Genomic DNA, 24,897 nt, shown 5'->3' on the forward strand with positions numbered 1-24,897 from the left:
CGCCGGGTCAGAACTCGCGGTCCAGGGGCGCCGGCTCGCTGAACGCGGTGGTCGTGCCGGGGTTGCCGGCCCGGTCGAGCACGGTGGCGGTCGGCGTCCAGACCATGGTGCCCGTGCTGGTGGAGGTGCCCGCGCCGGCGGAGGCGGTCCCGAGGCGCACGACGACGGTGGAGGTGGTGCCGGTGCTGCCCCACGTCATCGTCGAGCGCACCGCGGTGCCCGGGGCGCCGAAGGTCGCGTTCGCCGTCACGTAGCCCGTGGCCCCCAGGGCCACGGTCCCGAGCGGCAGGAGGGCGGTGTTGGCGTCGTTGTAGACGAGGAAGGTGTCACCGGTCGACCCGCCGGTGTTGTTGATCCGCACCGTCACGTTCGTCGACGCCCCGGTCCAGCCCGCCAGCACCGAGACGGGGTCGACGACGTCGCTGTAGGTGAGCACCAGGGTGTCGCCCGCGCCGGGGCTGCCGGCGGTGCCCGCGTTGGTCGTCTGGACGTCGGCCGGCGCCGGCGCGGTGTTGTCCACGACGACGCTGCCGGCCACCGTGACGGCGTTCGCCGTGGGGGTGGCGAGGTCGCGCGCGGTGGCGCTGGTGGCGTACGTCGCAGCGGCCTTGGTGGCGGCGGCGGTCTGCTGCGCGGTGGCGTGGGTGTAGGCCGTGCCGGCGATGGTCGCGGCGCTCGCGGTCATGGCGGCCGCGGTCTGGCCCGCGGTCAGGGCGCTGACGTCGCCGGTGACGGTGCCCAGGCCCGACGGCGGGTTGGAGCCGGGGTTCTCCGCCGCGCTGACGTGGAACCGGTAGGTGCCGCCCTGGCGCACGTACCCGGGGATGCTCCCGCCCGTGCGCAGCACCACGGGCACCGAGGCGGTCGGCGGCCTCCAGTCCGGTGCGGCGCTGAAGGTGCTGCCGGTGGTGGACGTCGTCGCGGTGAAGGTGGCGTGCGTGCCGAGCACGGGCGCGGCGGCCAGGGCGCCCACCACCGCGGCGGTGCCGAGCAGCCGTCGGCGCCGGCGCTCACCGGCCACCGAGCACCCCGCGGGCGTGGCGGGCCCAGGGCCGCGGGGTGCGGACCACCGGCCGGGCGGAGGAGCCGGCGTCCTCGCCGGCCCTCTCGACGGCCTCGTCGGGACGGCGGGGGAGCCAGATCATCACGACGGCCGCCAGCCCCAGCGCCCCGGCGGTGCCGGTGAGCGCGAGCCGGCCGGTGGGGGTGGCCAGGGCGCCCACGACGTAGCCGGCGCGGGGCACGTGCGCGACGACCCTGCCCACGGAGCCGCCGGCGGGCACGGACCAGCTCTCGCCGACGGCGTTGGCGTCGCCGCGGGTGACGACCTGCGCCACGGCCCCGTCGTGCAGCACGCTCTGCACCCGGTGGGTGACGTACCGGTCGGCCGTCGGGTCGCGGAAGGTGACGACGTCCCCGGCGCGCAGCTGCTCGGTGCGCACCACCTGCGTCAGCACGAGGTCGCCGACGCCGAGGGCGGGCTGCATGCTCCCGGACAGCACGGTCATCACCCGCACGCGCCCGGGCTGCCCCTCGCCCGCCAGCAGGGCGCTGCCGGCCACGAGGCCCAGCACGACCCAGGCCGCCAGCAGGCGGCCCGCGGCCAGGCCCCGGCGCACCCGGCCCCGGCGCACGAGGCCCGGGCGCACCCGGCCAGCGCTCACGCGCGGGCCTCCCAGCGGAAGGCGGCGCCGGCGCTCAGGCCCTGGGCGGCGTTGTCGGGCAGGACCTCCACGGAGATCCGGTAGGAGGTGCTGCGGCCGGTCGGCCACGTCGCCAGCGGGTCGGCCACGCCGGTGTCGAAGCTCGTGGGGTAGGCGGCGAGGGTGCCGGAGTACAGCACGCCCGGCCCGAGCCCGCGGTGGTCGGTGGTGTCCGCCGTGAAGCCGGCGCACGAGTCGAAGGACGGCGTCGCGTCGGTGCCCCGCACGACGGTGACCTTCAGGTAGGGGGCCAGCGCGCCGGTGGCGGCGCCGTGCAGGCGCACGGGCGCGGGGATCGAGCCGGTGTACGTCACCCGGATGCAGCCGGTGTCCGGAACGCCGGGGCGGGCGTTGGACAGGGTGAGCATCGCCCCGTCGACGTCGTTGTCCGAGATCCGCACGGTGCCGGCCGTGAACGCGTTGCCGGGGTTGGCCGTGGTGCTCGAGAGCGCGGCGTGCGTGCCGCCGCCGATCGCGGAGGACGCGCCGAGCAGGACCGCGGCGGTCAGGGCCAGCTTGGCCGGGGTGCCGGGGCTGCGCGCGGGGCGTGCGGTGGGCCGCGCCACTCAGGCCTCCACGGGGGACGAGGTCAGCTGCAGGTCGAGGACGACGCGGCGGCCTGCCGCGGCGGCGGAGCTGCCCTTGGGCAGCGCGACCGCGACGGTCAGCGGCGGCCGCTCGCCGGGCAGGACGTGCACGGTGCGGGACGGCGCGGCGCGCAGCTGCCCGCGGGGACCGTCGTAGACGACGTCGTCCCCGAGGCTGACCCTCACGCGCAGCCGGTCCTCCAGGCCCGAGGCGGCACCGCCGTCGCGGACCGCCAGCTGCACCGGCGCGGCGGTCTCCGAGACCAGGACCACCCGCCCGGACGCCGCGCCGGCGCGACCGGGGCGCACGGGGGCCTCGACCAGCAGCTGGCCGCCGTCCGCGAGCCCGACCTCGCCGCTGCGGGTGACCACCGCGTCGACCACCAGGGGCAGCGGCGCCGGCCCGGCGGGCGGGCGCAGCGCCGGCAGCAGCACCGCGGCCGCCGCGAGGCCGGCGAGCAGCCCGGAGGCGCGCAGCCCCGCTGCCCGGCGCACCGACCCGCGGGCCGGTGCCGGGGCGCGACCGCCCGCCGGGCGCGCGGCGGCGTGCCGCGGGCCCGGTCGGGAGCTGCTGCGCGTGCTCATGGGTTCGACGTGGCTCGGACGGGGGTGACCGTCAGACGACCGTGTCGGCCTGCCAGGTGTAGGTGTGCAGGCCGGAGCTGTCGGCGCCGGCGGGGCGCGCGTCGTTGTTCACGCGCACCGTCACGCGGTAGACGACCGAGTTGCCGCTCGTCCACGGGTTCGCCCCGTTGGGGGTGTAGGCGACGCCGGTGGCGGCGCTGCCGTGGCTGGTCCGGAAGCCGGCCAGCGTGCCGTTGTACAGCACCGCCGCCGGGGTGAACCCGGTGCAGGAGGGGAAGCTGGAGGACGCCTGCGTGCCGGCCTCGACCTTCAGGTCGACGTAGGGGGCGCCGGAGTCCAGCGTGCTGGCCATGAACAGCTTCACGGTGCTGTCGAGGGAGCCGGAGTAGGAGACCCGGATGCACCGCTCGACGGCCGGGTCGCTGACCTGCGCCTTGTCGACCTGGTACATGAAGGTGCCCGCGTCGTTGTCCGTCAGGGCGATCGTGGCCGCGCTGATGCGGTTGCCCTCGTTCGCCGTGGTGTCGCTCAGCGCCGCGGTGGTGCCGGCGACGCCGGCCACGCTCACCATGGTCACCGCGGCCAGGGACGCGAGCACCTTGCCGGTGCCGACCCCTGCGGTCAGAGCTCTCATCGACCCGTCCTCCCGTTCGCGCCCCGTCGGCGCCTCGTGCCCGGTGCTCGCACCGGGCTGGTCCCTGCGGACCGCTCGGGGATCCATCGGCAGGTCGGGCGCGACCTTGAGCGGTGCGCGCGGCGCCGGCCGCAGCGCCGCGCGCCGGGGCGCCCGTAGGCTGCCCGGGTGAGCGCTCCCGCGACCGAGCAGCACGTCGAGCGGCCCGTGGAGCGGGTCGTCCTGCTGGGGGCCGACGGCTCCCCGGTGGGCACCGCGGACAAGGCGACCGTGCACGGCGCCGACACCCCGCTGCACCTGGCGTTCTCGTGCTACGCCACGGACGGCGCGGGGCGGCTGCTGCTGACCCGCCGGGCGATGGCCAAGCGCACGTGGCCGGGGGTGTGGACCAACACGGTGTGCGGGCACCCGGCGCCGGGGGAGGGCTCCGAGGAGGCCGTCGTGCGCCGCGCCCGCCAGGAGCTCGGCCTGCGCCTGCGCGACGTCGTCCCGGTGCTGCCGGACTTCGCCTACCGCGCCACGGACGCGTCCGGGGTCGTGGAGAACGAGGTGTGCCCCGTCTACACCGCGGTCGCCGACGCCGACCCCGACCCCGACCCCGACGAGGTCGCCGAGTGGCGGTGGGTCGACTGGCGCGACGCCGTGGACGTCGCCCGGCGCGCCCCGTGGGCGCTCAGCCCCTGGTCGGTGCTGCAGCTGCCGCTGCTCGACGCCGCGCGGTGACCGGGCGGCCGCGCGAGCGGCCCCGCGGGCGCCGCTACCTCGACGACGTCGGGCCGCTGGTCGACGCCATCCCGCCGGGGAGGGCGCTGACCTACGGCGACGTCGCGGAGCTGACCGGCTGGGGCGCCGCGCGCGCCGTCGGCGCGGTGATGGCCCAGCACGGCCACGAGCTGCCGTGGTGGCGCGTGGTGCGGGCCGACGGCTCGCTGCCGGCGGGGCTGCTGCCGCGCGCGCGGCTGCACTGGGCCGAGGAGGGCACGCCGGTGCTGCGCGGCGGGGACGCCGTCGACCTCGCCCGCGCCCGCTGGGACCCCGGCCCCGGCGCCGAGCCGGGCGCGCACCCCGGCGCGCACCCCGGCGCGGACGCGGGGGAAGCGCAGGGAGGGCGGAAGCCCCCGCGCCCGTCGGGGTGCTGTGGCAGCGTGCGCCCGTGATCACCCCCGCCTCCTCGCCGACCGCCGCCCGCGGCGCGCCGGCGCCCGTGCTGGTGCGCCGACCGGGCCCGGGCGCGCACGCGCCCGAGCTGGACGCCGAGCAGCAGCGGGTGGTCGACCACCGCCGGGGCGCCGGGCCGCTGGTGGTGCTGGGAGCGCCGGGCACGGGGCGCACGACCGCCCTGGTGGAGGCGCTCGTCGCGAGGGTGGAGCGCGACGGCGACCCCGTCTCCTCCCTGCTCGTGCTCGCTCCCGGCCGCCGCGCCGCGGCCTCCCTGCGCGACCGGGTCTCGGCGCGGCTGGCGCGCACGGCGACGGAGCCGCTGGTGCGCACGCCGCACGCCTACGCCTGGGCGCTGCTGCGCCGGGCCGCGGTGCGGGCCGGCGACGAGCCCGTGCGCCTGCTCTCGGGCCCGGAGCAGGACCAGGCCCTCGCCGAGCTGCTGCGCGGCCACGAGGCGGGCGACGCCCCGGCGCCCGACTGGCCCGCCGGCGTCGACGCCGCCGTGCGGCGCCTGCGGGGGTTCCGCGCCGAGCTGCGCGACCTCGTCATGCGCGCCCAGGAGCACGCGCTGCCCCCCGCGCAGCTGGCCCGCCTGGGCATCGAGCACGGCCGCCCGGAGTGGGGAGCGGCGGCGCAGGTGCTCGCGGAGCACCGGCAGGTGAGCGCGCTGGCCGACCCCGGCGCCCACGACCCCGCGGCGATCGTGCAGGACGCCGTGGCGCTCCTGCGCGCCGACCCGCCGCTGCTGGCCGCCGAGCGGGCCCGCCTCACCCTCGTGGCGGTCGAGGACCACCACGAGTCCACCGCGGCGGTCTCGAGCCTGCTGGACCTGCTGGCCGGCGGCCCCGACCTGCTGCTCGCGGGCGATCCGGACGCGACGACGTCGGGCTTCCGCGGCGGCGACCCGGCCCTGCTGGTGGAGGCCGCGCAGCGGCACCGCCGCGCCGACGGGCGCCCGGCGCCCGTGGTGGTGCTGCGCACGCGCTGGCGCCACGGCCGGGACCTGGCGGCAGCGGTGCGGCGGGTGGAGGAGCGCATCGGCAGCCGGGGCGCCGTCGCGCACCGCGCGGCGGGTCCGGCGCCGAGCGCGCCGGACGGCGCCGTCGAGGGGCACGTGCTGCGCTCGAGCGCCCAGCAGGCCGCGTTCGTGGCCGGCCTGCTGCGCCGCGAGCACCTGGTCGGCGGCACGCCGTGGGGGGCCATGGCCGTGGTGGTGCGCTCCGGGCGCGCGACGGCCGCGCTGCGGCGCGCGCTCACCGCGGCCGGCGTGCCCGTCGCCCTGCCGCCCGCCTCGGTGCCGCTGCGGGAGGAGCCGGCGGTGCGCCCGCTGGTCACCGCCCTGCGCGCGGTGCTGCGGCAGGCCTCGCGGGGGGCGCCGGCGCTGGAGGAGGTGCTCGAGCTGCTCGCGGCACCGGTCGGCGCGGCCGACGCGCTCGCGCTGCGGCGGCTGCGGCAGGGTCTGCTGGCGGTCGAGCGCGCGGGCGGCGGCGCGCGCGGCAGCGACGAGCTGCTGGTCGAGGCGGTGCTCGACCCCGACCGCTGCGCGGCCCTGCCCGAGCGCGCGGCCCGCCCGGCCCGAGCGGTGGCGCGCGTGCTCGCGGCCGGACGGCGGGCGGCCGCCGACCCCGGCGCCGGCGTCGAGGCGGTGCTGTGGGCGCTGTGGGAGGCCACCGGCCTGGCCCACCCGTGGCGAGAGCAGGCGCTGTCCGGCGGGCCGGCCGGGGCGCGCGCCGACCGCGACCTCGACGCCGTGGTCGCGCTCTTCGACGCCGCCGCGCGCTTCGAGGAGCGCTCGCCCGCAGCGCCCGCCCAGCGCTTCCTCGAGCACCTGGAGGCGCAGGACGTGCCCTCCGACACCCTCGCCGAGCACTCCCCGGACGACGACGCCGTGGCCCTGGTGACGCCGCAGGGCGCGAGCGGGCGCGAGTGGGACGTCGTGGTCGTGGCCGGCCTGCAGGAGGGCGCCTGGCCCGACGCGCGGCTGCGGGGCGCGCTGCTGGGGGCCGGTGACCTGGCCGACCTGCTCGCCGGCCGCGGCACCGGCCGCGGCACCGGGGGCGGCACCCCCGAGGCCGTCTCCGCCGCGCGGCACCAGCAGCTGGACGACGAGCGCCGGCTGCTGCTCGTCGCGGTCAGCCGCGCCCGGCGCCGCCTGGTGGCCACCGCCGTGCGCACCGAGGACGAGCGGCCCTCCGCCTTCCTCGACCTCGTCGCCCCGCTCCCGCCGGCGGACTCGGGGCTGGACGGCGTGGGCGGCGCGGGCGGGGTGCCGGAGCGCCTGGTCACCCCGGTGCCGCGGCCGATGACGCTGCCCGGCCTCGTGGGGGAGCTGCGCTCGGTGCTGCTCACGCCCCTCGGGAGCGTCGACGCCACGGGCGCGCGCGTGGACGCGGCCCGGCACGCCGGCGCGGCGGCCGGGCTGGCCCGCCTGGCCGCCGCCGGCGTCCCCGGCGCCGACCCGGTGCAGTGGTACGGCCTGGCCCCCCTCAGCGACGACGGCCCCCTGCGCGGGCCGGAGGAGCCGGTGCGCGTCTCGCCGTCGGCGGTGGAGTCCTTCGCCCGCTGCGCCCTGCGCTGGCTGCTCGAGGGCAGCGGCGGGCGCCCGGCCGACTCCGTCAGCCAGGGGGTCGGCGTCCTCGTCCACGAGGTCGCGCAGGCGCTGCCCTCCGGCAGCGCGCAGGAGATGACGGCCGAGCTGGAGCGCCTGTGGCCGCGCCTGGGACTGCCCGACACGTGGGCGGGCCGCCGCGAGCTGGCCCGGGCCCGGCGCATGGTGGTCAAGCTGGCGGCCTACGTCGCGCAGGCGCGCGAGGCCGGACGCGAGGTGCTCGCCGTCGAGGCCGACGTCGAGGTGCGCGTGGGGCGGGCCCTGGTGCGCGGGCGCATCGACCGCGTCGAGCGCGAGCCCGGCGGGGCCCTGCGCGTCGTCGACCTCAAGACCGGTGCCCGCAAGCCCTCCCGCGAGGAGGTGCCCGTGCACCCGCAGCTGGGCCTGTACCAGGTGCTGGTCGGGGCCGGGGCGCTCGACCGCCTGCCCGGCGCGCTGCCCGACGGGCGCCCGGGGCCGGCCGCGGGCGCCGGTGCGGCCCTGGTGCAGCTGGGCGGCGAGACGAAGGGGCACGGGGAGCAGCTGCAGCCCGCGCTGGCGGGCGCGCCCGACCCGGCCTGGGCGCACCGGCTGGTCGCGCAGACGGCCGAGGGCATGGGCGGGCGGGTCTTCGCCGCCACGGAGAACGACCTGTGCTCGCGGTGCGCGGTGAGCACCTGCTGCCCCGGCCGCCCCGAGGGCCGGCAGGTCGGCTCGTGAGCGCACCACCGGCGGCGCTCTGCAGCGCCGCGGACGTCGCCGCCGCCCTGGGGCAGCACCGCCCCACCCCCGAGCAGGCGGCCGTGGTGGAGGCCCCGCTCGCCCCGCTGCTCGTCGTCGCGGGCGCGGGCTCGGGCAAGACCGAGACCATGGCCGCGCGGGTGGTCTGGCTCGTCGCGAACGGTCTCGTCGCCCCCGACCGGGTGCTCGGCCTGACCTTCACGCGCCGGGCCGCGGGCGAGCTGGCCGAGCGCGTGCGCGCCCGGCTGACCGCGCTGCACCGGGCCGGGCTCGGGCCGCCCCCCGGCGGCGCGGACGGCGGGGACGGCGCGGGCGGCGGCGGGGCCGGGGAGCCGACCGTCGCCACGTACCACGCCTACGCGGCGTCCGTGCTCGCCGACCACGGGCTGCGCGTCGGCCTCGAGCCGGGCGCGCGCCTGCTGGGGGAGGCCGCCGCCCACCAGCTGGCCACCGAGGTCGTCGCGGGCTGGGACGACCTGGGCGGGGTCACCCGGTCCCCGGCCTCGGTGGTCGACGCCGTCCTGTCCCTGGCCGCGCAGTGCGCGGAGCACCTGGTCGACCCGCGCGACCTCGACGCGCACCTGCGCGACCTCGCCGAGCGCGTGCGCGACCTGCCGGGGAAGCCGGTCGCCGCCGTGCGCAGGGCGCTCGCCGCGCTGGAGGAGCGCCGCCTGCTCGTGCCGCTGGTGGAGCGCTACGCCGAGCGCAAGCGCGAGCTGGAGGTGCTCGACCACGGCGACCAGGTCGCCCTCGCGGCGCGCGCCGCCGTGCGCGCACCGGAGGCGGGGGCGCACGAGCGGGCGCGCTTCGGCGTGGTGCTCCTCGACGAGCACCAGGACACCTCCCACGCCCAGCTCGTCCTCCTGCGCGCGCTCTTCGGCGGCGGGCACCCCGTCACGGCGGTGGGCGACCCGCACCAGGCGGTCTACGGGTGGCGCGGCGCGAGCGCCGGCGGCCTGGAGGCCTTCCCGGCGCACTTCCCCGCGCCGGACGGCTCGCCGGCGCGGGTGCTGGCGCTGTCGACGAGCTGGCGCAACGACGTCGCCGTGCTGGACGCCGCCAACCGCCTCGCGGCGCCGCTGCGCGCCGGCTCGAGCCTGGACGTGCCGCTCCTGGCGGCACGCCCGGGTGCCGGCCCCGGGCGGGTGGCCGTGCGCGTCGCCGAGACCGCCGCCGAGGAGGCGGAGCTGGTCGCCGACGCCGTCGCCCGGGTCTGGTCCGAGGACGCCGCCGCCGGCCGGGAGCACCGCAGCACGGCCGTGCTGTGCCGGCGCCGGTCCCAGTTCGACCTGCTCGAGGAGGCCCTGCGCGCGCGGGGGCTGCCGGTCGAGGTCGTCGGGCTCGGGGGCCTGCTCTCCCGGCCCGAGGTCGTGGACGTCGTCGCCGCGCTGCGCGCCGCGCACGACCCGGGGCGCGGGGACGCGCTGCTGCGCCTGCTGACCGGGGCCCGCTGGCGCCTGGGGCCGCGCGACCTCGCGGCGCTCGCGGCGTGGGCGCGCGAGCGCCGCGCCACGGGCGCCACGAGCGGCGGGGCCGGCGTGGCCGGCGTGGCCGGCGTGGCCGGTGGCGTCGCCGATGCCGTCGCCGGTGGCGTGGCGGAGCTCGCCGAGGCGGCGAGCCTCGTCGAGGCCCTCGACGCGCTGCCCGACCCCGGCTGGACCGGCCCCGGCGGGCACGGGCTCTCGGACGCCGCCCGCCCGCGCCTGCTCGAGGTCGCCGGGGTGCTGCGCCGGCTGCGCGCCGCCTCGGGGCTGCCCCTGCCGGACCTCGTCGCCGAGGCCGAGCGCGCCCTGCTGCTCGACGTCGAGCTCGCCGCGCGCCCGGGGGTGCCCGCGGCCGCGGCGCGCGCCCACCTGGAGGCGTTCTGCGACGTCGCCGCGTCCTTCGCGCAGGCCGTCGACCGGCCCTCCCTGGGGGCCTTCCTCGCCTGGCTGGCCGCCGCGGAGACCCGCGAGCGCGGTCTCGCGCTCGCCGAGGACGGCGAGGCGGACCGCTCGGCCGAGGCGGGCGCCACCCCCAGCCGCACCGCGGTGCAGCTGCTGACCGTGCACGCCGCCAAGGGCCTGGAGTGGGACGTCGTGGCCGTGCCCGGGCTGGTCGAGAAGGGCTTCCCGGCCTGCGGGACGACGTCCTCGAGCTGGCTCGGCGACCCGGGCTCCCTCCCGCACGCGCTGCGCGGGGACGCCGCCTCGCTGCCGGTGCTGGGCTGGGAGGACGCCGCCGACCAGGGCGAGGCCGGGCGCCGCCACGCCGCCTTCCTGGCCGCGTGCGGCGAGCACGAGCTCGCCGAGGAGCGCCGCCTGGCGTACGTGGCGGCGACGCGGGCGCGCAGCCGGCTGCTGCTGACCGGCGCCTGGTGGGGCGCGGGCAGCACGCGGCGGGAGCCGTCGCGGTTCCTGCGCGAGGCGCTCGGCGCCGCGCCCGGGACGACGGAGGGAGAGCCGCGGGGGGAGCTGCCGGACGCACCCGCCGAGGCCGACAACCCGGCGCTGCGCACCCGGCGCACCGCGAGCTGGCCCGCCGACCCCGTCGCGGACCGCCGGCCGGTCCTGGAGGCGGCCGCGACGGCGGTGCGCGCCGCCGCCGCGGCCCTCGACGGCGCGGCCCCGGGCGGCGCGGCCCCGGGCGGCGCCGGCCCTGTCGCGTCGGCTCCCGCGTCGCCGTGGTCCCTGGAGGTCGACCAGCTGCTGGCCGAGCGCGCCGCCGTGCGCGCCGGGGGCCCCGCGGCGGTGCCGCTGCCCGCGCACCTGTCGGCGTCCCGGCTGGTGCAGCTCGCGCACGACCCGGAGGCCTTCGCCCTGGCCGTGCGGCGCCCGCTGCCCGTCGAGCCGCGCGCGGCCACCCGCCGCGGCACGCGCTTCCACGCCTGGCTGGAGCAGCGGTTCCGCGCGGAGGCGCTCGTGGACCTGCCCGACGTGCCGGGCGCGGACGAGGACGAGCCGGCCGACGACGCCGACCTGCCGCGGCTGCAGGAGGCGTTCCTCGCCTCGGAGTGGGCCGAGCGCACGCCCGTGGCGGTGGAGGTCGCCCTCGAGACGCCCCTGGCGGGGCTCGTCGTGCGCTGCCGGGTGGACGTCGTGGACTGGAAGACCGGCCCGCCGCCGACGGGGCAGCGGGCGCGGGCAGCGGCGGTGCAGCTGGCGGTCTACCGCCTGGCGTGGTCCCGGCTGTCCGGCCTGCCGCTGGAGCGGGTCGGGGCCGCGTTCTTCTCCGCCTCCACCGGGCGCACGGTGCGCCCGGTGGACCTGCTCGACGAGGCCGGGCTGGAGGCCCTGGTCGCGCAGGCCTCGGCGCCGAGCCATGACATGACAAGAGCCTTTCGTCCTGTCTTGGAGTGCCGATGAGCACGATCAATCTTTCCGTAATCGGCCATTGACGCTCCGGCTCCTGCAGTCCTGGTGTTCATATCGCCGCACAATCCCGGTGCACCGGCGCACTGGGATATCTGCTGCGGTTGAACACGAGGAGGAAACATGTCCGTCTTGACCCTGCCTGTTGCCCTCTCGGCGCACGCCATCGAAAGGCGTGAACGCGCGGTGGACACCATGAAGGCGAAGCTCGATGACGCGCTCGTCCGGTACGACGCGTGGTTCCTGGTCTTCATCGCAGTCATCATCGGACTGGGGGCCACCCTGCTCGCGGGGATGGCGGTCTGGTGCGTGGTCAAGCAGCGCAAGACCTTCACGGGGCGGTGGTCCTACCGCAACGGCGGCCTGTCGGTGTATTTTGAGTGCGCATAGGTTCAGCCGTGAGGTGATGGTCAAGAACCAGTAGGGCGCCCAGCTGATCCGGGGGGTGCGCAACCTCCGGATCAGCTGGATGTCCTTCTGGCGGTACGAGATAAGGCAGGAGCGACCGTGTCTCGACTAGATCTCGAAGCTGTTACGTACTCGTACGACGGTTGTCTCGACGTCATCAAGGACGTCTCCTTCTCGATCGGTGAAGGAACGGTCGTCGGTCTCATCGGTCCCAACGGCTCCGGCAAATCGACTCTGATCAAGAACATTTTCGACCTCCTCCGCCTGCAGTCGGGCTACATCACCGTTGACGGGCACGAACATGCTTCGCCTGCAGCGAAGTCGCGAGGCATGTACTTGGCGAGCAACGACTACCTGCCGGAATTCCTCAGCGCTCACGAGTACGTGGCGCTCCTGGGAAAGCTGTACGGCGTCGGGGTTGACCATCCTCAGGCGCGGGACCTCTTCAAGAAGTTCTCCATGGAAGGTCGCTACGACGACCTCATCGGGGACTACTCCCACGGCATGCGCAAGAAGACCCAGTTGGTCTCCGCGCTGCTCCTGCGCCGAGGGCTCACCGTCATCGACGAAACCCTCAACGGGATCGACCTCGAGGCGCTGCACCTGGTCGAGAAAGAGCTTCGGCGCCTTCGTGAGGACGGCGCGTCCATCCTGCTCTGCACGCACGACTTCTCGCTCCTCGAGCGGCTCGCCGACCGCATCCTTTTCCTCGACCTCGGTCACCTGGTGTATGACGGGTCGATCGATGGTTTCACCGCCGGACACGGTTCATTGGCGACGGCGGTGTTCGACCACCTCGAGTCCGACGTCCGATGACCGTGAGGCTCCCGCACGCACTCACGCTGGCGCGGATGCTGCTGCTGTTCTTCAGTCGCAGGATCCTGAGACTGGGCGTGCTTCGATCCGTGCCGGTCAGGGTGCTCGCGGTGACGGGCATCAGCGCACTCGCGGTCGTGTGCTCCGTCGCGGCGTACCACTTCCTTGAACCCAGGGCAGCGGAGGCCGCCACCTGGCGCCTGCTGTTCGACACGGCGACGGTGTCCGTGGTCCTGTGGGTGCAGATCGCCTTCCTGTTCGTCAAGATCCTTTTCGCGAACGCAGATGGGCTCCTCGAACTCAGCTTCCAACTGCCGCTGACGAACCGAGAGCGCGCGAGCGCCTTCCTCATCTACGAAGCAGTCATGACGGCGGTCGTCGTGGGTGCAGGGTCCTTCTCCCTCTCCATCAGCGCCCTGCTGCTGCTAGGACCCGCTGTGCTGCCCCTGCTGCTGGAGTCGATCCTCTTCCCCGTCGTCCTGACCTACTTGGCCCTGCACGTCCTCCACCTGGCCCTAGCGCGACTGTTCGCCCGCCTGGGGCTGCGGGCGGTCAGCAACGTGCTGCTCGTGCTCGCCATGTTCGCCCCACTGGTGGTGTACTCCGTGCGCTTGCCCGCCCTGATCACGGATGTGAGCGGCGCGTATCTGGACGGACGGGACCAGTACGTGTGGGTCACGTCCGTGGCCTGGGTGTCGCGCCATCACGGATCGGCCGTGGCGTCTGCCGCCACCGCACTGCTCGCGCTCGTACTGGTGCTCCTGTCGCTGTGGTTGACCCCGGACCAGCATGTCCGCCATTCCCGGTACGTGGATGTCCCGGTCCTCGGTCGGGCACGACGCCTGCTGACTCCTTACGACTGGTGCTTCGTGCGCAGTTCGCAGACCACCCTGTGCGCCGCGGTGTCCCTCGCGTCGTTCGTCTACCTGTGCGTGGCCTCGTCGCTGCACCCGGTCTGGAGCCTGAGCATCCTGTCCTTGAGCGGCGTGTACCAGTTCGCAGCTACCCGGCCGCTGCGCGTACTGGTCGGCGCGGACCACTCCCCGTGGCGCATCTACTGGCAGTTGCTGAGGGCACAGCTCATCGTGCTGACCGTCCTCGCAGTGCCGGCGCTCGTGGTCCTCCTCGCCATCCAGCCGCAGGTCTTCGCGCTGAGCGCATTGCCTCTCGCCGGCTGCATCGGCGGTGCGCTCCTGGCGATCTGCGTCGGAGTCGTCTTCCCTGCAGAGAAGGACAACCCGTTCTCCGTCTTCATCGGCCTGGCCTGACGGCGGTCGTCGTCGGCCTGGTCGCCATCGCGATGGGTCTGCTCCGACTGCCGGAGGCGGCGCTGTCCGCCTGCCTCGTCGGTGCAGCAGCAGTGTTCGTCTGGTACGCCGTGCAAGGCATCCGCGCAGATGAGTCGAGGAGGCGCAATGAAGAAGGCGCTGTTAATCGTGAACGCCGCCGTCGGAGCCGCTCTGCTGACGCTAGTCACAGCGGTGCTGACGTTGCTCGTCCTCATGTTCTCCACCGGTGAAGAGTCCGTGCGGCGTGAAGGGCTCTTCGGATCGGTCTTCTTCGAGACGACGGAGGTGCGCGAGGGCGTCACAGGGGCGTCGATGGGGGTGGACAACCTGACGGGGCTCGTCGTCGTGTTCGTCGTGCTCTTCCTGTTCCTCGTGCTGACGCAGGTCGCCTACCGGGGGCTGAAGGTCCACCGCGCGCGCCTCATCGAGGAGCAGGCTGGTGGCCGGCACCAGGCTGTCTGATCGCACGATCTGGGCGATCGTCAAGGTCGTCATCGCCGTGGCCGGCCAGGTGTGGCCGCTGCTGGCCTTCTTAGGCCTCCTGCAAGTTGTGGCGCTCATGTGGGCCATCGAGTCCGGTGACAGCGTCCCTGCTGCGTTGGCGTGGTCCTTCCTCCAGGTGGCCGTCGTCGGCCTGGTCGGCTCCTTCGCCGTGCACGAGTCCGCTCACGTGCTCGTCCTGCGGCGGATCGGCACCGTCACCCACCTGGCCGTCGAGCGCACCACGTGGCGCACCTCCATCGAGTGCCACGGGATGTTGAGCCCCCGGCAGGTCGTAGGCGTAGCTGTCGCAGGACCGTCCGCCTGCCTCGCCGTCGGTGTCATCCTGTGGATCTCAGGCGTCGGACCATCCCTGGTCTGGTGGTACCTCGCCCATGGTGTCTTCCTCCTGCCTTGTTTCGGTGACGGGCGGAACCTCATCCGCGGGTTGCGCCAGCGGAACCCGGCCGTGGTCAGGAAAGCTGAGCCGTTATCACCCGACCCCGTCCGACTGGGATCACCAAGTTCGGAGGACGTCGGCCACGACGGCGCGGTGGTCACCTAGCGGCAGGCCCACCACGGTGCCGGACGGCGCTCCAGCGCCTCGCCCGACACTCCGTCCGTCGCCGCCCAGTAGCAGGACGTGGTCCAGCTGTAGGCGCGGGTCGGCGCCCGGGAAGGTTGTGCCCGGCACCAGGGCCGTCCCGCCGGTGACCCAAGCCGGCACGGGTCCAGGCAGGTTCAGGTCCCCGGCCAGCACCCGCGGGCCCGCGCCCGCGGGCAGCGAGAGCAGCCACCGGCGCACCTGCCGCAGCTGCCGCGCGGCGGTCGGCGGGCCGAAGGAGAGGTGGGTGCTCGCCACGACCGCGCCCGCTGCGACGTCGGGCGCCGCGCCGTCGAGCACCGCGGCCAGCGCCACGCGCGGCTCGTCGGGCAGCGCCCGCCACCGCAGCCGGTCCGTGCGCGGGTCCGGCGCGCGCACGGGCAGGCGCCACGGGCCGGCGCGCAGCGGCAGCGCGTGCCAGGAGCGCACCGGGCGGCGCGAGAGCAGCGCGACGCCGAACACCGGCTCGTCCGGGACGTCGCCGGGCCCCAGCAGCCGGCCCCCGGCCCCGCGCCAGGTGCGCCGCAGGTCCGGGGTGCCCACCAGCGCCGGCGCGAAGCGCCAGTCCGCGGCCCCGAGGGCCTGCGCCGCGAGCGCCGCCTGGTGCAGCCCGCCCGAGCGCGGCTGCGCGACGTCCACCTCCTGCAGGGCCACCACGTCGGCCTCCAGCGCGGCCAGCGCCGCCAGCCCCCGCGCGAGCGCCCCGGCCGCCAGGAGGGCGCCGTCCGCCCCGCGGCCGGACGCGAGGTTCAGCGCCGCGACCCGCAGGGGGCTCAGAGCCGGTCCTCGCCCGTGGCGAGGTCGAGGTCGGAGAGCATCCGCGCGGCGTCGGCGACCACCTCGGCGTCCCCGGTGTGCACGCCGTGCAGCAGCCACCGGGTCAGCGCCAGCTCACCCGCCAGGCGGGCGCGCTGGGCCAGGTGGCGGTCGGGGATGTCCGCGCGCGCGAGGGCGTAGGACTCCAGCACCGACTCGAAGGCCTCCTCCGAGGCCCCGGCCGCCAGCCACGCGAAGTCGTCGGCGGGGTCGGCCACCTTGGCCTCCCCCCAGGCGAGGACGGCGGTGACCTCGCCGTCGACGTCGACGAGCACGTGGTCCTCCACGAGGTCGCCGTGCACGACGGCCGGCGGGAAGCGCCAGCGCCCGACGTCCTCGAGGGCCCGCTCCCAGCGGCCCAGCAGGCGCGAGGGCACCTCGCCCGTGGCGGCGGCGCGGTCGAGCTCGCTCAGGCGGCGGTCGCGGTAGTCGGCGGCCTCGTACACCGGCAGCCCGGCGTCCTCGACGATGCTCGCGGGCAGCTCGTGGACGGCGGCCAGCGCCCGGCCCAGCGAGGCGGCGGCGCCCGGGCCCGGGATCAGCGCCGCCGGGTCCAGCGGCGCGCCCGGCGGCCACGGCTGCACCAGCGCCCGCCCGCCCTCGGGCAGGGGGGCGGAGCCCGCGACGTCCGGCACGCGGAAGGGCAGCGCCGCGTGCGGGGTGGCCCTCAGCGCCGTCAGCAGCTCGACCTCGCGCTCGAGGGAGGCCCCGCCCGCCGCGCGCCGCGGCGCCCGCACCACCCAGGAGCGCCCGCCGGCGTCCTCGACGACGGCCTCGTCGAGGTCGCCGTCGGACTCCAGCAGGCGCGCCCGGACCGGTCGGGCCGCGGGCAGCGCCGCGCTGAGCAGCGCGGCGAGCACGTAGGGGCTGCGGGGCACGCCGACCACCGTAGGGGCGCCCCGCAGGGCCCGCCTACGGTGGTCGCATGACGCTGCCGGGCCTGTCCCTCTCGCGCACGGCGGTCGATCGGCGGGGCAACGACCGCGCCGACCAGGGCCTGCTGGACCGGCTGTGGGACGACCCGGGCACCCGGGTGCTGCGCACCAGCGCAGGGCGCACGCCCGTGCTGCCCGGCCCCTCCCCGCGCCTGGACCTGGTGCCCCCGGCCGCGGTCGGGCCGGCGCTGGTGCGGGCCCTGCTCGGCACCGGGCCGGACGGCACGACGTACCTCGCCGCCGAGGTCGACCTGCCCGCGCCCGACCCGGGCGCGGGCGACGAGTGGCAGGACCTGCGGGTCCTCGGCGCGCTCCTCGACGACACCGAGACCGGCCTGCTCACCGCGGCCGTGGCGCTCATGAACTGGCACGCGGTGCACCCGCGCTGCCCCCGGTGCGGGGCGGCGACGGACGTGGAGTCCGCCGGGTGGGTGCGCCGCTGCCCCCAGGACGCCAGCCAGCACTTCCCCCGCACCGACCCGGCCGTGATCATGGCGGTCGTCGACGACGAGGACCGCCTGCTGCTGGGCCACAACCCCGCCTGGCCGCCGCGCCGCTACTCCACGCTCGCCGGCTTCGTCGAGCCGGGGGAGTCGCTGGAGGCCGCCGTGCGCCGCGAGGTGCTCGAGGAGGTCGGCGTCGCGGTCGGCGAGGTCACCTACCTCGGCAACCAGCCGTGGCCCTTCCCGGCCTCCCTCATGCTCGCCTTCTCCGGGCGCGCGCTGGACGCGCGGGTGCGCACCGACGAGGTCGAGATCACCGACGCGCGCTGGTTCGCGCGCGAGGAGCTCGCCGGCGCCGTCGAGGACGGCAGCGTGCTGCTGCCGCCGGGCGTCTCGATCGCCCGCCGGATGATCGAGCACTGGTACGGCGGGCCGCTGGCGGGCGACGGCGCCTGGCGCTGACCCCCGCGGCCCTGACCGGCGGCGTCGAGCCCCCACGTCGTGATCATGCACCTCCGGTCGATCTCACCCTCGTGATCATGCACCTCCGGTCGATCCTCCCCTCGTGATCGTGCACCTCCGGTCGTCCGCATCGACCGGATGCGCAAGATCACGACGGGAGGGGCACGTGGACCCGCCCGGTCACGACGGGAGGACCAGGGCGGGGTGCGCCGGGTCCTCGCAGCGCACGAGGACGTCGGCGCGCGCCGCCGGGTCGGTCTCGGCGAGGTAGCGCGCCCAGGCGCCGGTGGCGCGCTCGACGTCCCGCGGCGGCAGGCGCCGGCGCTGCGCGGCGGGGGAGGTCTGCAGGTGCACGACGAGGTCCAGCGCGCCGGCCATCTCCCACCTCAGCAGGAACGGCCCGTCGAGGACGAGCACGGCCCCGGGCGGCGCGTGCTGCCGCGGCGCGCGCGTGGCGCGGTCGGGAACCGGGTCCCACAGGCTCGGCAGCCAGCGGCCGGAGCCCCCGGGGGCGAGGGGGTCGAGCACCTCGCGCAGCAGCGCGGAGGTGTCGTACCAGCGCTCGTACCCGGCGTCCGGGTCGTCGGCGCCGTGCTCCAGGCGCACGGAGCGCGGGCGCAGGAAGTCCTCGGCGCTCACGCGCAGCACCCGCCGGCCCTCCCGGCGCAGCGCCTCCTCGAGCGCGTCGGCGATCCGCGCGCGGTCGCCCGGCACGGCGCCGTCGACGCCGACGCGCCGGGCGCCCGCGTCCACCGCCTCCCGCGCGACGCGCGCGGCGATGCCCGCGGCGTCGAGCGGGAGGACCCGGGGCGCGCCCGGCGAGCGGCTCGGGGCGGGCTCGGCGGACGGGCTCAGGACAGGCGGGCCCGGACCTCGGCCACCGACGGGTTCGTCGCCGCGCTGCCGTCGGGGAAGACCACGGTCGGCACCGTCTGGTTGCCGCCGTTGACGCTCATGACGTACTCGGCCGCCTCCGGGACCTCCTCGATGTTGACCTCGGAGTAGGCGATGCCCTCGCGGTCCAGGCCCTTCTTCAGGACCCGGCAGTAGCCGCACCAGGTGGTGCTGAACATGGTGATGGTGCCGGCCTCGGGCAGCGCGGGCGTCGACATGGGGGTCCTCCTCGGGATCGGGCGAGCAGGGGCGACAACGACGGCGCGGCGCGCTTCCATCCCGCCCGCGCACCGCACCGCACCGCACCGCGCACCCCGCCGCGCCGGCCTGTGCACGCGGGTCCCAGCTGTCGGCGCCAGGGGGCAGGATGGCGCTCCTGATGAGCCTGTCCGACGCCGTCCTGGCCTCCCTCGACCCCGAGCAGCGGGAGGTCGCCACCGCGCTGACCGGGCCCGTGTGCGTGCTCGCCGGGGCCGGCACCGGCAAGACCCGGGCGCTGACCCACCGCATCGCGCACGGGGTGCACGCCGGCGTCTACCAGCCCCAGCAGGTGCTCGCGGTGACCTTCACGGCCCGCGCGGCGGGGGAGATGCGCTCGCGGCTGCGCGACCTCGGGGTCCCGGGCGTGCAGGCGCGCACCTTCCACGCCGCCGCGCTGCGCCAGCTGCAGTACTTCTGGCCGCAGGCCGTGGGCGGCGCGCTGCCCTCGATCGTCGAGCACAAGGCGCGCCTGGTCGCCGAGGCGGCCGGGCGCCTGCGGCTGTCCGTCGACCGCGCGGCGGTGCGCGACCTCGCCGCCGAGGTCGAGTGGGCCAAGGTCGGCATGCTCGTCCCCGAGTCCTACGCCGCCGCGGCGCGCGCCGCCGGTCGCGGCACCCCCGGCGGCCTGGACGCCGCTGTGGTCGCGCGGCTGCTGCAGGCCTACGAGGACGTCAAGACCGAGCGCGGCGCCATCGACTTCGAGGACGTCCTGCTGCTGACGGCGGGCATCCTCGACGAGCGCCCGGACGTCGCGGACTCCGTGCGCCGCCAGTACCGCCACTTCGTCGTCGACGAGTACCAGGACGTCTCCGCGCTGCAGCAGCGCCTGCTCGACCTGTGGCTGGGGGAGCGCACGGACCTGTGCGTCGTCGGCGACGCCAGCCAGACGATCTACTCCTTCGCGGGGGCCAGCCCGCGCCACCTGCTGGACTTCCCGCGCCGCTTCCCCGGCGCCCGCGTGGTGCGCCTGGTGCGCGACTACCGCTCCACCCCGCAGGTGGTCGCCCTCGCCAACGGCCTGCTCGACCGCGCGCCGAAGGCGGCGACGCGCGCGCGGGTGGAGCTCGTCGCGCAGCGGCCCCCCGGCCCGCCGCCGTCCTTCACCGCCTACGACGACGACGTCGCCGAGGCGGCCGGGGTCGCGGCGGGCGTGCGGCGCCTGCTCGACGCCGGCGTGCCCGCGGGTGAGGTCGCGGTGCTGTACCGCACCAACGGCCAGTCCGAGCCCCTCGAGCAGGCGCTGACCCAGGCCGGCATCGGGTACCTGCTGCGCGGCGGCGAGCGCTTCTTCGCCCGCCAGGAGGTGCGCCAGGCCGTGGTCCTGCTGCGCGGCGCCGCCCGCGGCGACGACGGCTCGACGCCGCTGGGCCAGCTCGTGCGCGACGTGCTCGCCAGCGCGGGGTGGTCGGAGGAGCCGCCGGCGGCCACCGGGGCCGTGCGCGAGCGCTGGGCGTCGCTGCAGGCCCTGGCCCACCTGGCCGACGACCTCGCCGCCGCCCGGCCCGGCGCCCGGGTGCCGGACCTCGTCGCCGAGCTCGATGAGCGCGCCGCCGCCCAGCACGCCCCGGTGGTGGAGGGCGTGACGCTGGCGTCGCTGCACGCGGCCAAGGGCCTGGAGTGGGACGCCGTCTTCCTCGTCGGCCTCGCCGAGGGCCTGGTGCCGATCTCCTTCGCGGCCGACGACCCGGAGGCGGTGGAGGAGGAGCGGCGGCTGCTCTACGTGGGCGTCACCCGCGCCCGCCAGCACCTCGCGCTGTCCTGGACCAGGGCCCGCACCCCCGGCGGGCGCGCCACCCGCACCCCCTCCCGCTTCCTCGACGGGCTGCGGCCGGCCTCCGCCGAGGACCGCCCCGCCGCCCGCGCCGCCCGCGCCGCCGGCGGGCGCTCGGCCCGCAAGGAGGCCCTCGCGCGCACCTGCCGCGGGTGCGGCGCCGCGCTCGCCACCGCCGCCGAGCGCAAGGTGGGCCGCTGCGCCGACTGCCCGCCCGGCTACGACGAGGCCGTCTTCGACTCCCTGCGCCAGTGGCGCTCCGCGACGGCGAGCGAGGCCAAGGTGCCCGCGTACGTCGTCTTCACCGACGCCACGCTCGTGGCGATCGCGGAGTCCCGGCCCGCGGACACCGCCTCCCTCGCGGGCATCGCCGGCGTCGGCCCGGCCAAGCTGGAGCGGTACGGCGAGGCCGTCCTCGAGGTCCTGCACGGCCGCGGCTGAGGGCCCGCTGCGCCCGGGCGGGGGAGCGCGAACCCGCAGGTCGTAAATGAGTTGTGCCCCGATCCGGGGCTGTCCTAGCCTCCTTGCTCGACGGGTCCCGACCGCCCCCGACCGAGGGTGGTCCGCGCACGGCAGGAGGTGGTCCCGATGACGAAGCCCAGCAGCTGCGCGCGTCGCGACGCCTCCGATCTCGCGCGTTCGGCGCGCGGGCGCACGCCGTCGTCCGCGCTCGTCGCGCCGTTCGGCGGCGTCGAGCCGACCGCCTCGTTCGGCGGCGTCGCGCCGACCGCCGTCCTCGCGCCCTTCTCCTCCACGGGTCCGCACCCCGCCTGTCCCGCGCAGGTCGTGGCCACCTAGGCCAGCGACCTCGTCGGCGCTCAGGCCGCGGACCCCGCTCCCGGGATCCGCGGCCTCCTTCATGGCCGGGCTCCCGCACCGCACCGGGCAGCTGCCACGAAGGAGTCCTCGATGTCCCCCCTGCCCTGCCGGGTGCACGACCCCGAGCTGTGGTTCGCCGAGCTCCCGCAGGACGTCGAGACGGCCAAGGCCCTGTGCGCGGGCTGCCCGCTGCGCGCGGGCTGCCTCCAGGGGGCCCTCGAGCGCGGCGAGCCCTGGGGCGTCTGGGGCGGCGAGCTCGTCCTCGCGGGCGTCGTCGTGCCGCGCAAGCGGCCCCGCGGCCGCCCCCGCAAGCACCCGCTGCCCGCCGCCGTCGCCTGAGCGCGGCGGACGCCGACCGGAGGACCGAGATGGACCACGTCCTGAACGCCCTGGCGCTCGCCCGCGCCAGCGAGCTGCGCCAGCAGGCCGAGCGGCACCGGCTGGTCGCCGTCGCCCGCGCCCGGCGCCGGGCCGACCGCCTGGCGCTGCGCTCGGCCGTGCTGGCCGAGCGCTCGGCCGTCCTGGCGGCCCGCGCGGCCCGCCTGCGCGAGCACGTGCCGCAGCCCGCGCGAGCACGGTGATCACCGTGCGACGCACCATGATCACCGTGCGTGCTGGGGCCCCGCGGACCCTGGTCCCGGGGCACCAGCGCGTGGCAGGGTGGCGCGGTGCGCAGCCAGCTCTTCGACGTCAGCCACGCGGAGGTCAGCACCGGTGACCGGTGGGCCCTGCAGAACCCCCAGATGCTCCGGGTCGGCCTCGGGGACGACGTCCTCGCCGCCAAGGGCAGCATGGTCGCCTACCAGGGCCAGGTGCGCTTCGACCACGAGAGCGCGGGCAGCCTGGGCCGCCTGCTGAAGAAGGTGGTCACCTCCGAGGACACCCCGCTGATGCGGGCCAGCGGGCGCGGGGAGGTCTTCTTCGCCCGCACCGCGGAGCACGTCTTCCTCGTCCAGCTCGAGGGCGACGGGCTCAGCGTCGACGGCAAGAACCTGCTCGCCTTCGACGCCTCGGTCTCCTGGGACATCCGCCGCCTGCAGGGCGCGGGCATGGCCTCCGGCGGCCTGTTCAACCTGGAGCTGACCGGTCACGGCGTCGTGGCCGTCACCAGCGACGGGCCGCCGGTGCTGCTCGACTGCTCGGCGCAGCCGACCTACGTCGACGTCCAGGCCGCCGTCGCGTGGTCCTCGAACCTGCAGCCGCAGGTGGTCTCCAGCGTCAACATGCGCTCGATGCTGCGCGGCGGCACCGGCGAGGCGGTCCAGTACGCCTTCTCCGGGCCCGGGTTCGTCGTCGTCCAGCCCAGCGAGGGGCAGCCCGTGGTCCTCGGCGGGGGCGGCAACCAGGGCGGCCTGCTGGGCAACCTGCTCACCTGACCCCTCCCCGGGCGCCGCACGCGGGACGCCGTCCTGCCGCGGGCCGAGCGCCTCGGCGGCGAGGACCCGCTGCAGGCGCCGCCCCCGGGTCCTCGGTGCCCTGCCGTACCCTGGGGCGTCGTGGCAGCCGTCGACCTCCCCGCCGAGATCTCCTCCCTGCGCAGCACCTACGAGGCGATCCGGCAGGTCAGCGACGTCGACGCCCTGCGGGCGACGGTCGCGGAGCTGTCCGAGCAGGCCGCCGCTCCTGACCTGTGGAACGACGTCGAGAAGGCCCAGCAGGTCACGAGCCGGCTCTCGCACACGCAGGCCCAGCTGGAGCGCCTCGAGCGCATGGGCGCGCGCGTCGACGACCTGGAGACCCTCGTCGAGATGGCCGACGAGGCCGACACCGAGGGCGACGCCGCCACGGCCGCCGAGACGCGCGCCGAGGCCGAGCGCGAGCTCGCCGGCCTGCGCGCCGCCCTGGGCGAGCTGGAGGTGCGTACCCTGCTCTCCGGCGAGTACGACGAGCGCGAGGCCCTGGTGACCGTGCGCGCGGAGGCCGGCGGCGTCGACGCCGCCGACTTCGCGGAGATGCTGCTGCGCATGTACCTGCGCTGGGCCGAGCGGCACGGCTACAAGACCGAGGTGATGGACACCTCCTACGCCGAGGAGGCCGGCATCAAGTCGGCCACCGTGGCGGTGCACGCCCCCTACGCCTACGGCACCCTCTCCGTCGAGCAGGGCACGCACCGGCTGGTGCGGATCTCCCCGTTCGACAACCAGGGGCGGCGCCAGACCTCCTTCGCGGGGGTGGAGGTGCTGCCGGTGACCGAGGAGACCGATCACATCGACATCCCGGAGTCCGACATCCGGGTCGACGTCTTCCGCTCCTCGGGGCCGGGCGGGCAGTCGGTGAACACCACCGACTCCGCGGTGCGGATCACGCACCTGCCCACCGGCATCGTCGTCTCCTGCCAGAACGAGAAGTCCCAGCTGCAGAACAAGGCCGCGGCGCTGCGGGTGCTGCAGGCCCGCCTGCTCGTGAGGGCCAAGGAGGAGCGGCAGGCCGAGCTCGACGCGCTCAAGGGCGCGGACTCCGGCAGCTGGGGCAACCAGATGCGCTCCTACGTGCTGAACCCGTACCAGATGGTCAAGGACCTGCGCACCGAGCACGAGGTCGGCAACCCGGTGCCCGTCTTCGACGGCGAGATCGACGACTTCCTCGAGGCCGGCATCCGCTGGCGCCGCCAGCGCGAGCGCGTCAGCGCCTGAGCGCGGGCGCCCCCGGCGGCGACGGCGGGACGGCGCGCGCCCGCCGACACGCCGGGCGGAATCACCTCACTCCTGGCGATCGGATGCGTACTGTCAGCAGCGGCCAGGAGAGCTGCGCGGGCGCCCCGCGCGACGGTTCAGCGGGCCCGCCGGCGGCGACGCGCACCGGCGGCCTGGACGCCGTTCCGGACCCCGAGGACTGGCCGGGCTGCTGAGAGCACATGATCCGCTTCGAGGACGTCAGCAAGACGTACGACCGCACGTCCAGGCCCGCGCTGGAGCGCATCAGCCTCGACGTCGAGCGGGGCGAGTTCGTCTTCCTCGTCGGCGCGTCCGGCTCGGGGAAGTCGACCTTCCTGCGCCTGGTGCTCAAGGAGGACGTGCCCAGCAGCGGCGTGGTGCGCGTGGCGGGCAAGGACGTCGCCCGCCTGTCGTCGTGGAAGGTGCCGGCGCTGCGCCGCCAGATCGGCGCGGTCTTCCAGGACTTCCGGCTCCTGCCCGACAAGACCGTCTTCGCCAACGTCGCGTTCGCGCTGCAGGTGATCGGCCGCAGCCGCCACCACATCGCCCAGGTGGTGCCCGAGACGCTCGAGCTCGTCGGCCTAGCCGGCAAGGAGGGCCGTCGCCCGCACGAGCTGTCCGGTGGCGAGCAGCAGCGCGTCGCGATCGCCCGCGCCTTCGTCAACCGGCCCTCGATCCTGCTGGCCGACGAGCCCACGGGCAACCTCGACCCCGGCACCAGCGTGGGGATCATGCGGCTGCTGGACCGCATCAACCGCACCGGCACGACGATCGTCATGGCCACCCACGACACCGAGACCGTCGACCAGATGCGCAAGCGGGTCGTCGAGCTGGACGGCGGCCGCGTCGTCCGCGACCAGGCGCGCGGCGTGTACGGCGCGCTGCGCTGACGCGACC

The 24,897-nt window shown here is 76.6% G+C and carries 26 protein-coding genes; 17 read left to right on the forward strand and 9 right to left on the reverse strand.

The window, feature by feature from the left end; translation table 11 throughout:
- Positions 1 to 7: 7 nt before the first annotated feature.
- From BLS82_RS12550 to BLS82_RS12565, 5 genes are read right to left on the reverse strand one after another with little or no spacing between them, the layout of a single operon-like run.
- Positions 8 to 1,021 carry a hypothetical protein gene (locus tag BLS82_RS12550; protein ID WP_092866366.1) on the reverse strand — a complete coding sequence of 338 codons (1,014 nt, stop codon included), beginning with the start codon at positions 1,019 to 1,021 and terminating at the stop codon, positions 8 to 10.
- Positions 1,011 to 1,664, reverse strand: coding sequence for a signal peptidase I (locus tag BLS82_RS15800; RefSeq protein ID WP_176819085.1), 654 nt, complete (start codon positions 1,662 to 1,664; stop codon positions 1,011 to 1,013). The genes BLS82_RS12550 and BLS82_RS15800 overlap by 11 nt, the downstream gene beginning before the upstream one ends.
- Complete coding sequence (locus tag BLS82_RS15805; protein ID WP_176819086.1) at positions 1,661 to 2,269, reverse strand: hypothetical protein; 609 nt, start codon at positions 2,267 to 2,269, stop codon at positions 1,661 to 1,663. The genes BLS82_RS15800 and BLS82_RS15805 overlap by 4 nt, the downstream gene beginning before the upstream one ends.
- The gene (locus BLS82_RS12560; RefSeq protein ID WP_092866372.1) at positions 2,270 to 2,875 is read right to left on the reverse strand and encodes a hypothetical protein; all 606 of its coding nucleotides are present in this window, start codon (positions 2,873 to 2,875) and stop codon (positions 2,270 to 2,272) included. It lies immediately after the preceding gene.
- Between the two features lie 31 nt (positions 2,876 to 2,906).
- Positions 2,907 to 3,509, reverse strand: coding sequence for a hypothetical protein (locus BLS82_RS12565; RefSeq protein WP_092866374.1), 603 nt, complete (start codon positions 3,507 to 3,509; stop codon positions 2,907 to 2,909).
- A 168-nt stretch (positions 3,510 to 3,677) separates the two neighbouring features.
- Between BLS82_RS12565 and idi the strand changes: the two genes are divergently transcribed.
- The 9 genes from idi (at position 3,678) to BLS82_RS12610 (ending at position 14,906) form a co-directional block, all read left to right on the forward strand.
- Positions 3,678 to 4,232 carry an isopentenyl-diphosphate Delta-isomerase gene (gene idi, locus BLS82_RS12570; RefSeq protein WP_092866377.1) on the forward strand — a complete coding sequence of 185 codons (555 nt, stop codon included), beginning with the start codon at positions 3,678 to 3,680 and terminating at the stop codon, positions 4,230 to 4,232.
- On the forward strand, positions 4,229 to 4,666 hold the full coding sequence (locus BLS82_RS12575; protein ID WP_092866380.1) for an MGMT family protein: 438 nt from the start codon (positions 4,229 to 4,231) through the stop codon (positions 4,664 to 4,666). The genes idi and BLS82_RS12575 overlap by 4 nt, the downstream gene beginning before the upstream one ends.
- Complete coding sequence (locus BLS82_RS12580; RefSeq protein ID WP_218123882.1) at positions 4,663 to 7,977, forward strand: ATP-dependent helicase; 3,315 nt, start codon at positions 4,663 to 4,665, stop codon at positions 7,975 to 7,977. The genes BLS82_RS12575 and BLS82_RS12580 overlap by 4 nt, the downstream gene beginning before the upstream one ends.
- On the forward strand, positions 7,974 to 11,342 hold the full coding sequence (locus BLS82_RS12585) for a UvrD-helicase domain-containing protein (protein WP_092866383.1): 3,369 nt from the start codon (positions 7,974 to 7,976) through the stop codon (positions 11,340 to 11,342). The genes BLS82_RS12580 and BLS82_RS12585 overlap by 4 nt, the downstream gene beginning before the upstream one ends.
- A gap of 201 nt (positions 11,343 to 11,543) precedes the next feature.
- Positions 11,544 to 11,738 carry a hypothetical protein gene (locus tag BLS82_RS12590; protein WP_092867010.1) on the forward strand — a complete coding sequence of 65 codons (195 nt, stop codon included), beginning with the start codon at positions 11,544 to 11,546 and terminating at the stop codon, positions 11,736 to 11,738.
- 117 nt (positions 11,739 to 11,855) lie between these two features.
- Positions 11,856 to 12,572, forward strand: a complete 717-nt coding sequence (locus BLS82_RS12595; protein WP_176819087.1) for an ABC transporter ATP-binding protein — start codon at positions 11,856 to 11,858, stop codon at positions 12,570 to 12,572.
- Between the two features lie 35 nt (positions 12,573 to 12,607).
- Positions 12,608 to 13,840 (forward strand): hypothetical protein, encoded by a 1,233-nt coding sequence (locus BLS82_RS12600; protein WP_143028853.1) that lies wholly within the window; start codon positions 12,608 to 12,610, stop codon positions 13,838 to 13,840.
- A gap of 147 nt (positions 13,841 to 13,987) precedes the next feature.
- Positions 13,988 to 14,323 carry a hypothetical protein gene (locus BLS82_RS12605; RefSeq protein WP_092866392.1) on the forward strand — a complete coding sequence of 112 codons (336 nt, stop codon included), beginning with the start codon at positions 13,988 to 13,990 and terminating at the stop codon, positions 14,321 to 14,323.
- The gene (locus BLS82_RS12610) at positions 14,301 to 14,906 is read left to right on the forward strand and encodes a zinc metalloprotease (protein WP_092866395.1); all 606 of its coding nucleotides are present in this window, start codon (positions 14,301 to 14,303) and stop codon (positions 14,904 to 14,906) included. Before BLS82_RS12605 ends, BLS82_RS12610 begins: the two co-directional genes overlap by 23 nt.
- On the opposite strand, the gene BLS82_RS12615 is transcribed toward BLS82_RS12610, so the two are convergent.
- The gene (locus BLS82_RS12615; RefSeq protein ID WP_369811091.1) at positions 14,859 to 15,722 is read right to left on the reverse strand and encodes an endonuclease/exonuclease/phosphatase family protein; all 864 of its coding nucleotides are present in this window, start codon (positions 15,720 to 15,722) and stop codon (positions 14,859 to 14,861) included. The genes BLS82_RS12610 and BLS82_RS12615 overlap by 48 nt on opposite strands.
- Positions 15,719 to 16,639, reverse strand: coding sequence for a phosphotransferase (locus BLS82_RS12620; RefSeq protein WP_092867014.1), 921 nt, complete (start codon positions 16,637 to 16,639; stop codon positions 15,719 to 15,721). The genes BLS82_RS12615 and BLS82_RS12620 overlap by 4 nt, the downstream gene beginning before the upstream one ends.
- A gap of 47 nt (positions 16,640 to 16,686) precedes the next feature.
- Here BLS82_RS12620 and nudC point away from each other — a divergent pair, with 47 nt between their 5' ends.
- On the forward strand, positions 16,687 to 17,601 hold the full coding sequence (gene nudC / locus BLS82_RS12625) for an NAD(+) diphosphatase (protein WP_092866398.1): 915 nt from the start codon (positions 16,687 to 16,689) through the stop codon (positions 17,599 to 17,601).
- 180 nt (positions 17,602 to 17,781) lie between these two features.
- Here the strand turns inward: nudC and BLS82_RS12630 are convergent, their stop codons facing one another.
- Complete coding sequence (locus BLS82_RS12630) at positions 17,782 to 18,354, reverse strand: nucleoside/nucleotide kinase family protein (protein WP_092866401.1); 573 nt, start codon at positions 18,352 to 18,354, stop codon at positions 17,782 to 17,784.
- Positions 18,355 to 18,452: 98 nt separating this feature from the next.
- On the reverse strand, positions 18,453 to 18,713 hold the full coding sequence (locus BLS82_RS12635) for a mycoredoxin (protein WP_092866404.1): 261 nt from the start codon (positions 18,711 to 18,713) through the stop codon (positions 18,453 to 18,455).
- A gap of 161 nt (positions 18,714 to 18,874) precedes the next feature.
- Between BLS82_RS12635 and BLS82_RS12640 the strand changes: the two genes are divergently transcribed.
- From BLS82_RS12640 to ftsE, 7 genes are all read left to right on the forward strand, one after another.
- A complete protein-coding gene (locus BLS82_RS12640) occupies positions 18,875 to 20,968 on the forward strand; it encodes an ATP-dependent DNA helicase UvrD2 (RefSeq protein WP_176819088.1) in 2,094 nt (697 codons plus the stop codon).
- Between the two features lie 147 nt (positions 20,969 to 21,115).
- Positions 21,116 to 21,325 carry a hypothetical protein gene (locus BLS82_RS12645; protein ID WP_092866410.1) on the forward strand — a complete coding sequence of 70 codons (210 nt, stop codon included), beginning with the start codon at positions 21,116 to 21,118 and terminating at the stop codon, positions 21,323 to 21,325.
- 111 nt (positions 21,326 to 21,436) lie between these two features.
- Positions 21,437 to 21,685 (forward strand): WhiB family transcriptional regulator, encoded by a 249-nt coding sequence (locus tag BLS82_RS12650; RefSeq protein WP_092866413.1) that lies wholly within the window; start codon positions 21,437 to 21,439, stop codon positions 21,683 to 21,685.
- Positions 21,686 to 21,714: 29 nt separating this feature from the next.
- Entirely contained in the window at positions 21,715 to 21,927 is a 213-nt protein-coding gene (locus BLS82_RS12655) for a hypothetical protein (protein ID WP_092866416.1), read from the forward strand.
- Positions 21,928 to 22,014: 87 nt separating this feature from the next.
- Positions 22,015 to 22,722: an AIM24 family protein gene (locus BLS82_RS12660; protein ID WP_092866419.1), complete on the forward strand. Its 708-nt coding sequence runs from the start codon at positions 22,015 to 22,017 to the stop codon at positions 22,720 to 22,722.
- A gap of 120 nt (positions 22,723 to 22,842) precedes the next feature.
- Positions 22,843 to 23,979: a peptide chain release factor 2 gene (prfB, locus tag BLS82_RS12665; protein WP_092866422.1), complete on the forward strand. Its 1,137-nt coding sequence runs from the start codon at positions 22,843 to 22,845 to the stop codon at positions 23,977 to 23,979.
- A gap of 221 nt (positions 23,980 to 24,200) precedes the next feature.
- A complete protein-coding gene (gene ftsE / locus BLS82_RS12670) occupies positions 24,201 to 24,890 on the forward strand; it encodes a cell division ATP-binding protein FtsE (protein ID WP_092866424.1) in 690 nt (229 codons plus the stop codon).
- The last annotated feature ends 7 nt before the right edge of the window (positions 24,891 to 24,897 follow it).

This window comes from Quadrisphaera sp. DSM 44207, from assembly GCF_900101335.1.
Taxonomy (GTDB): domain Bacteria; phylum Actinomycetota; class Actinomycetes; order Actinomycetales; family Quadrisphaeraceae; genus DSM-44207.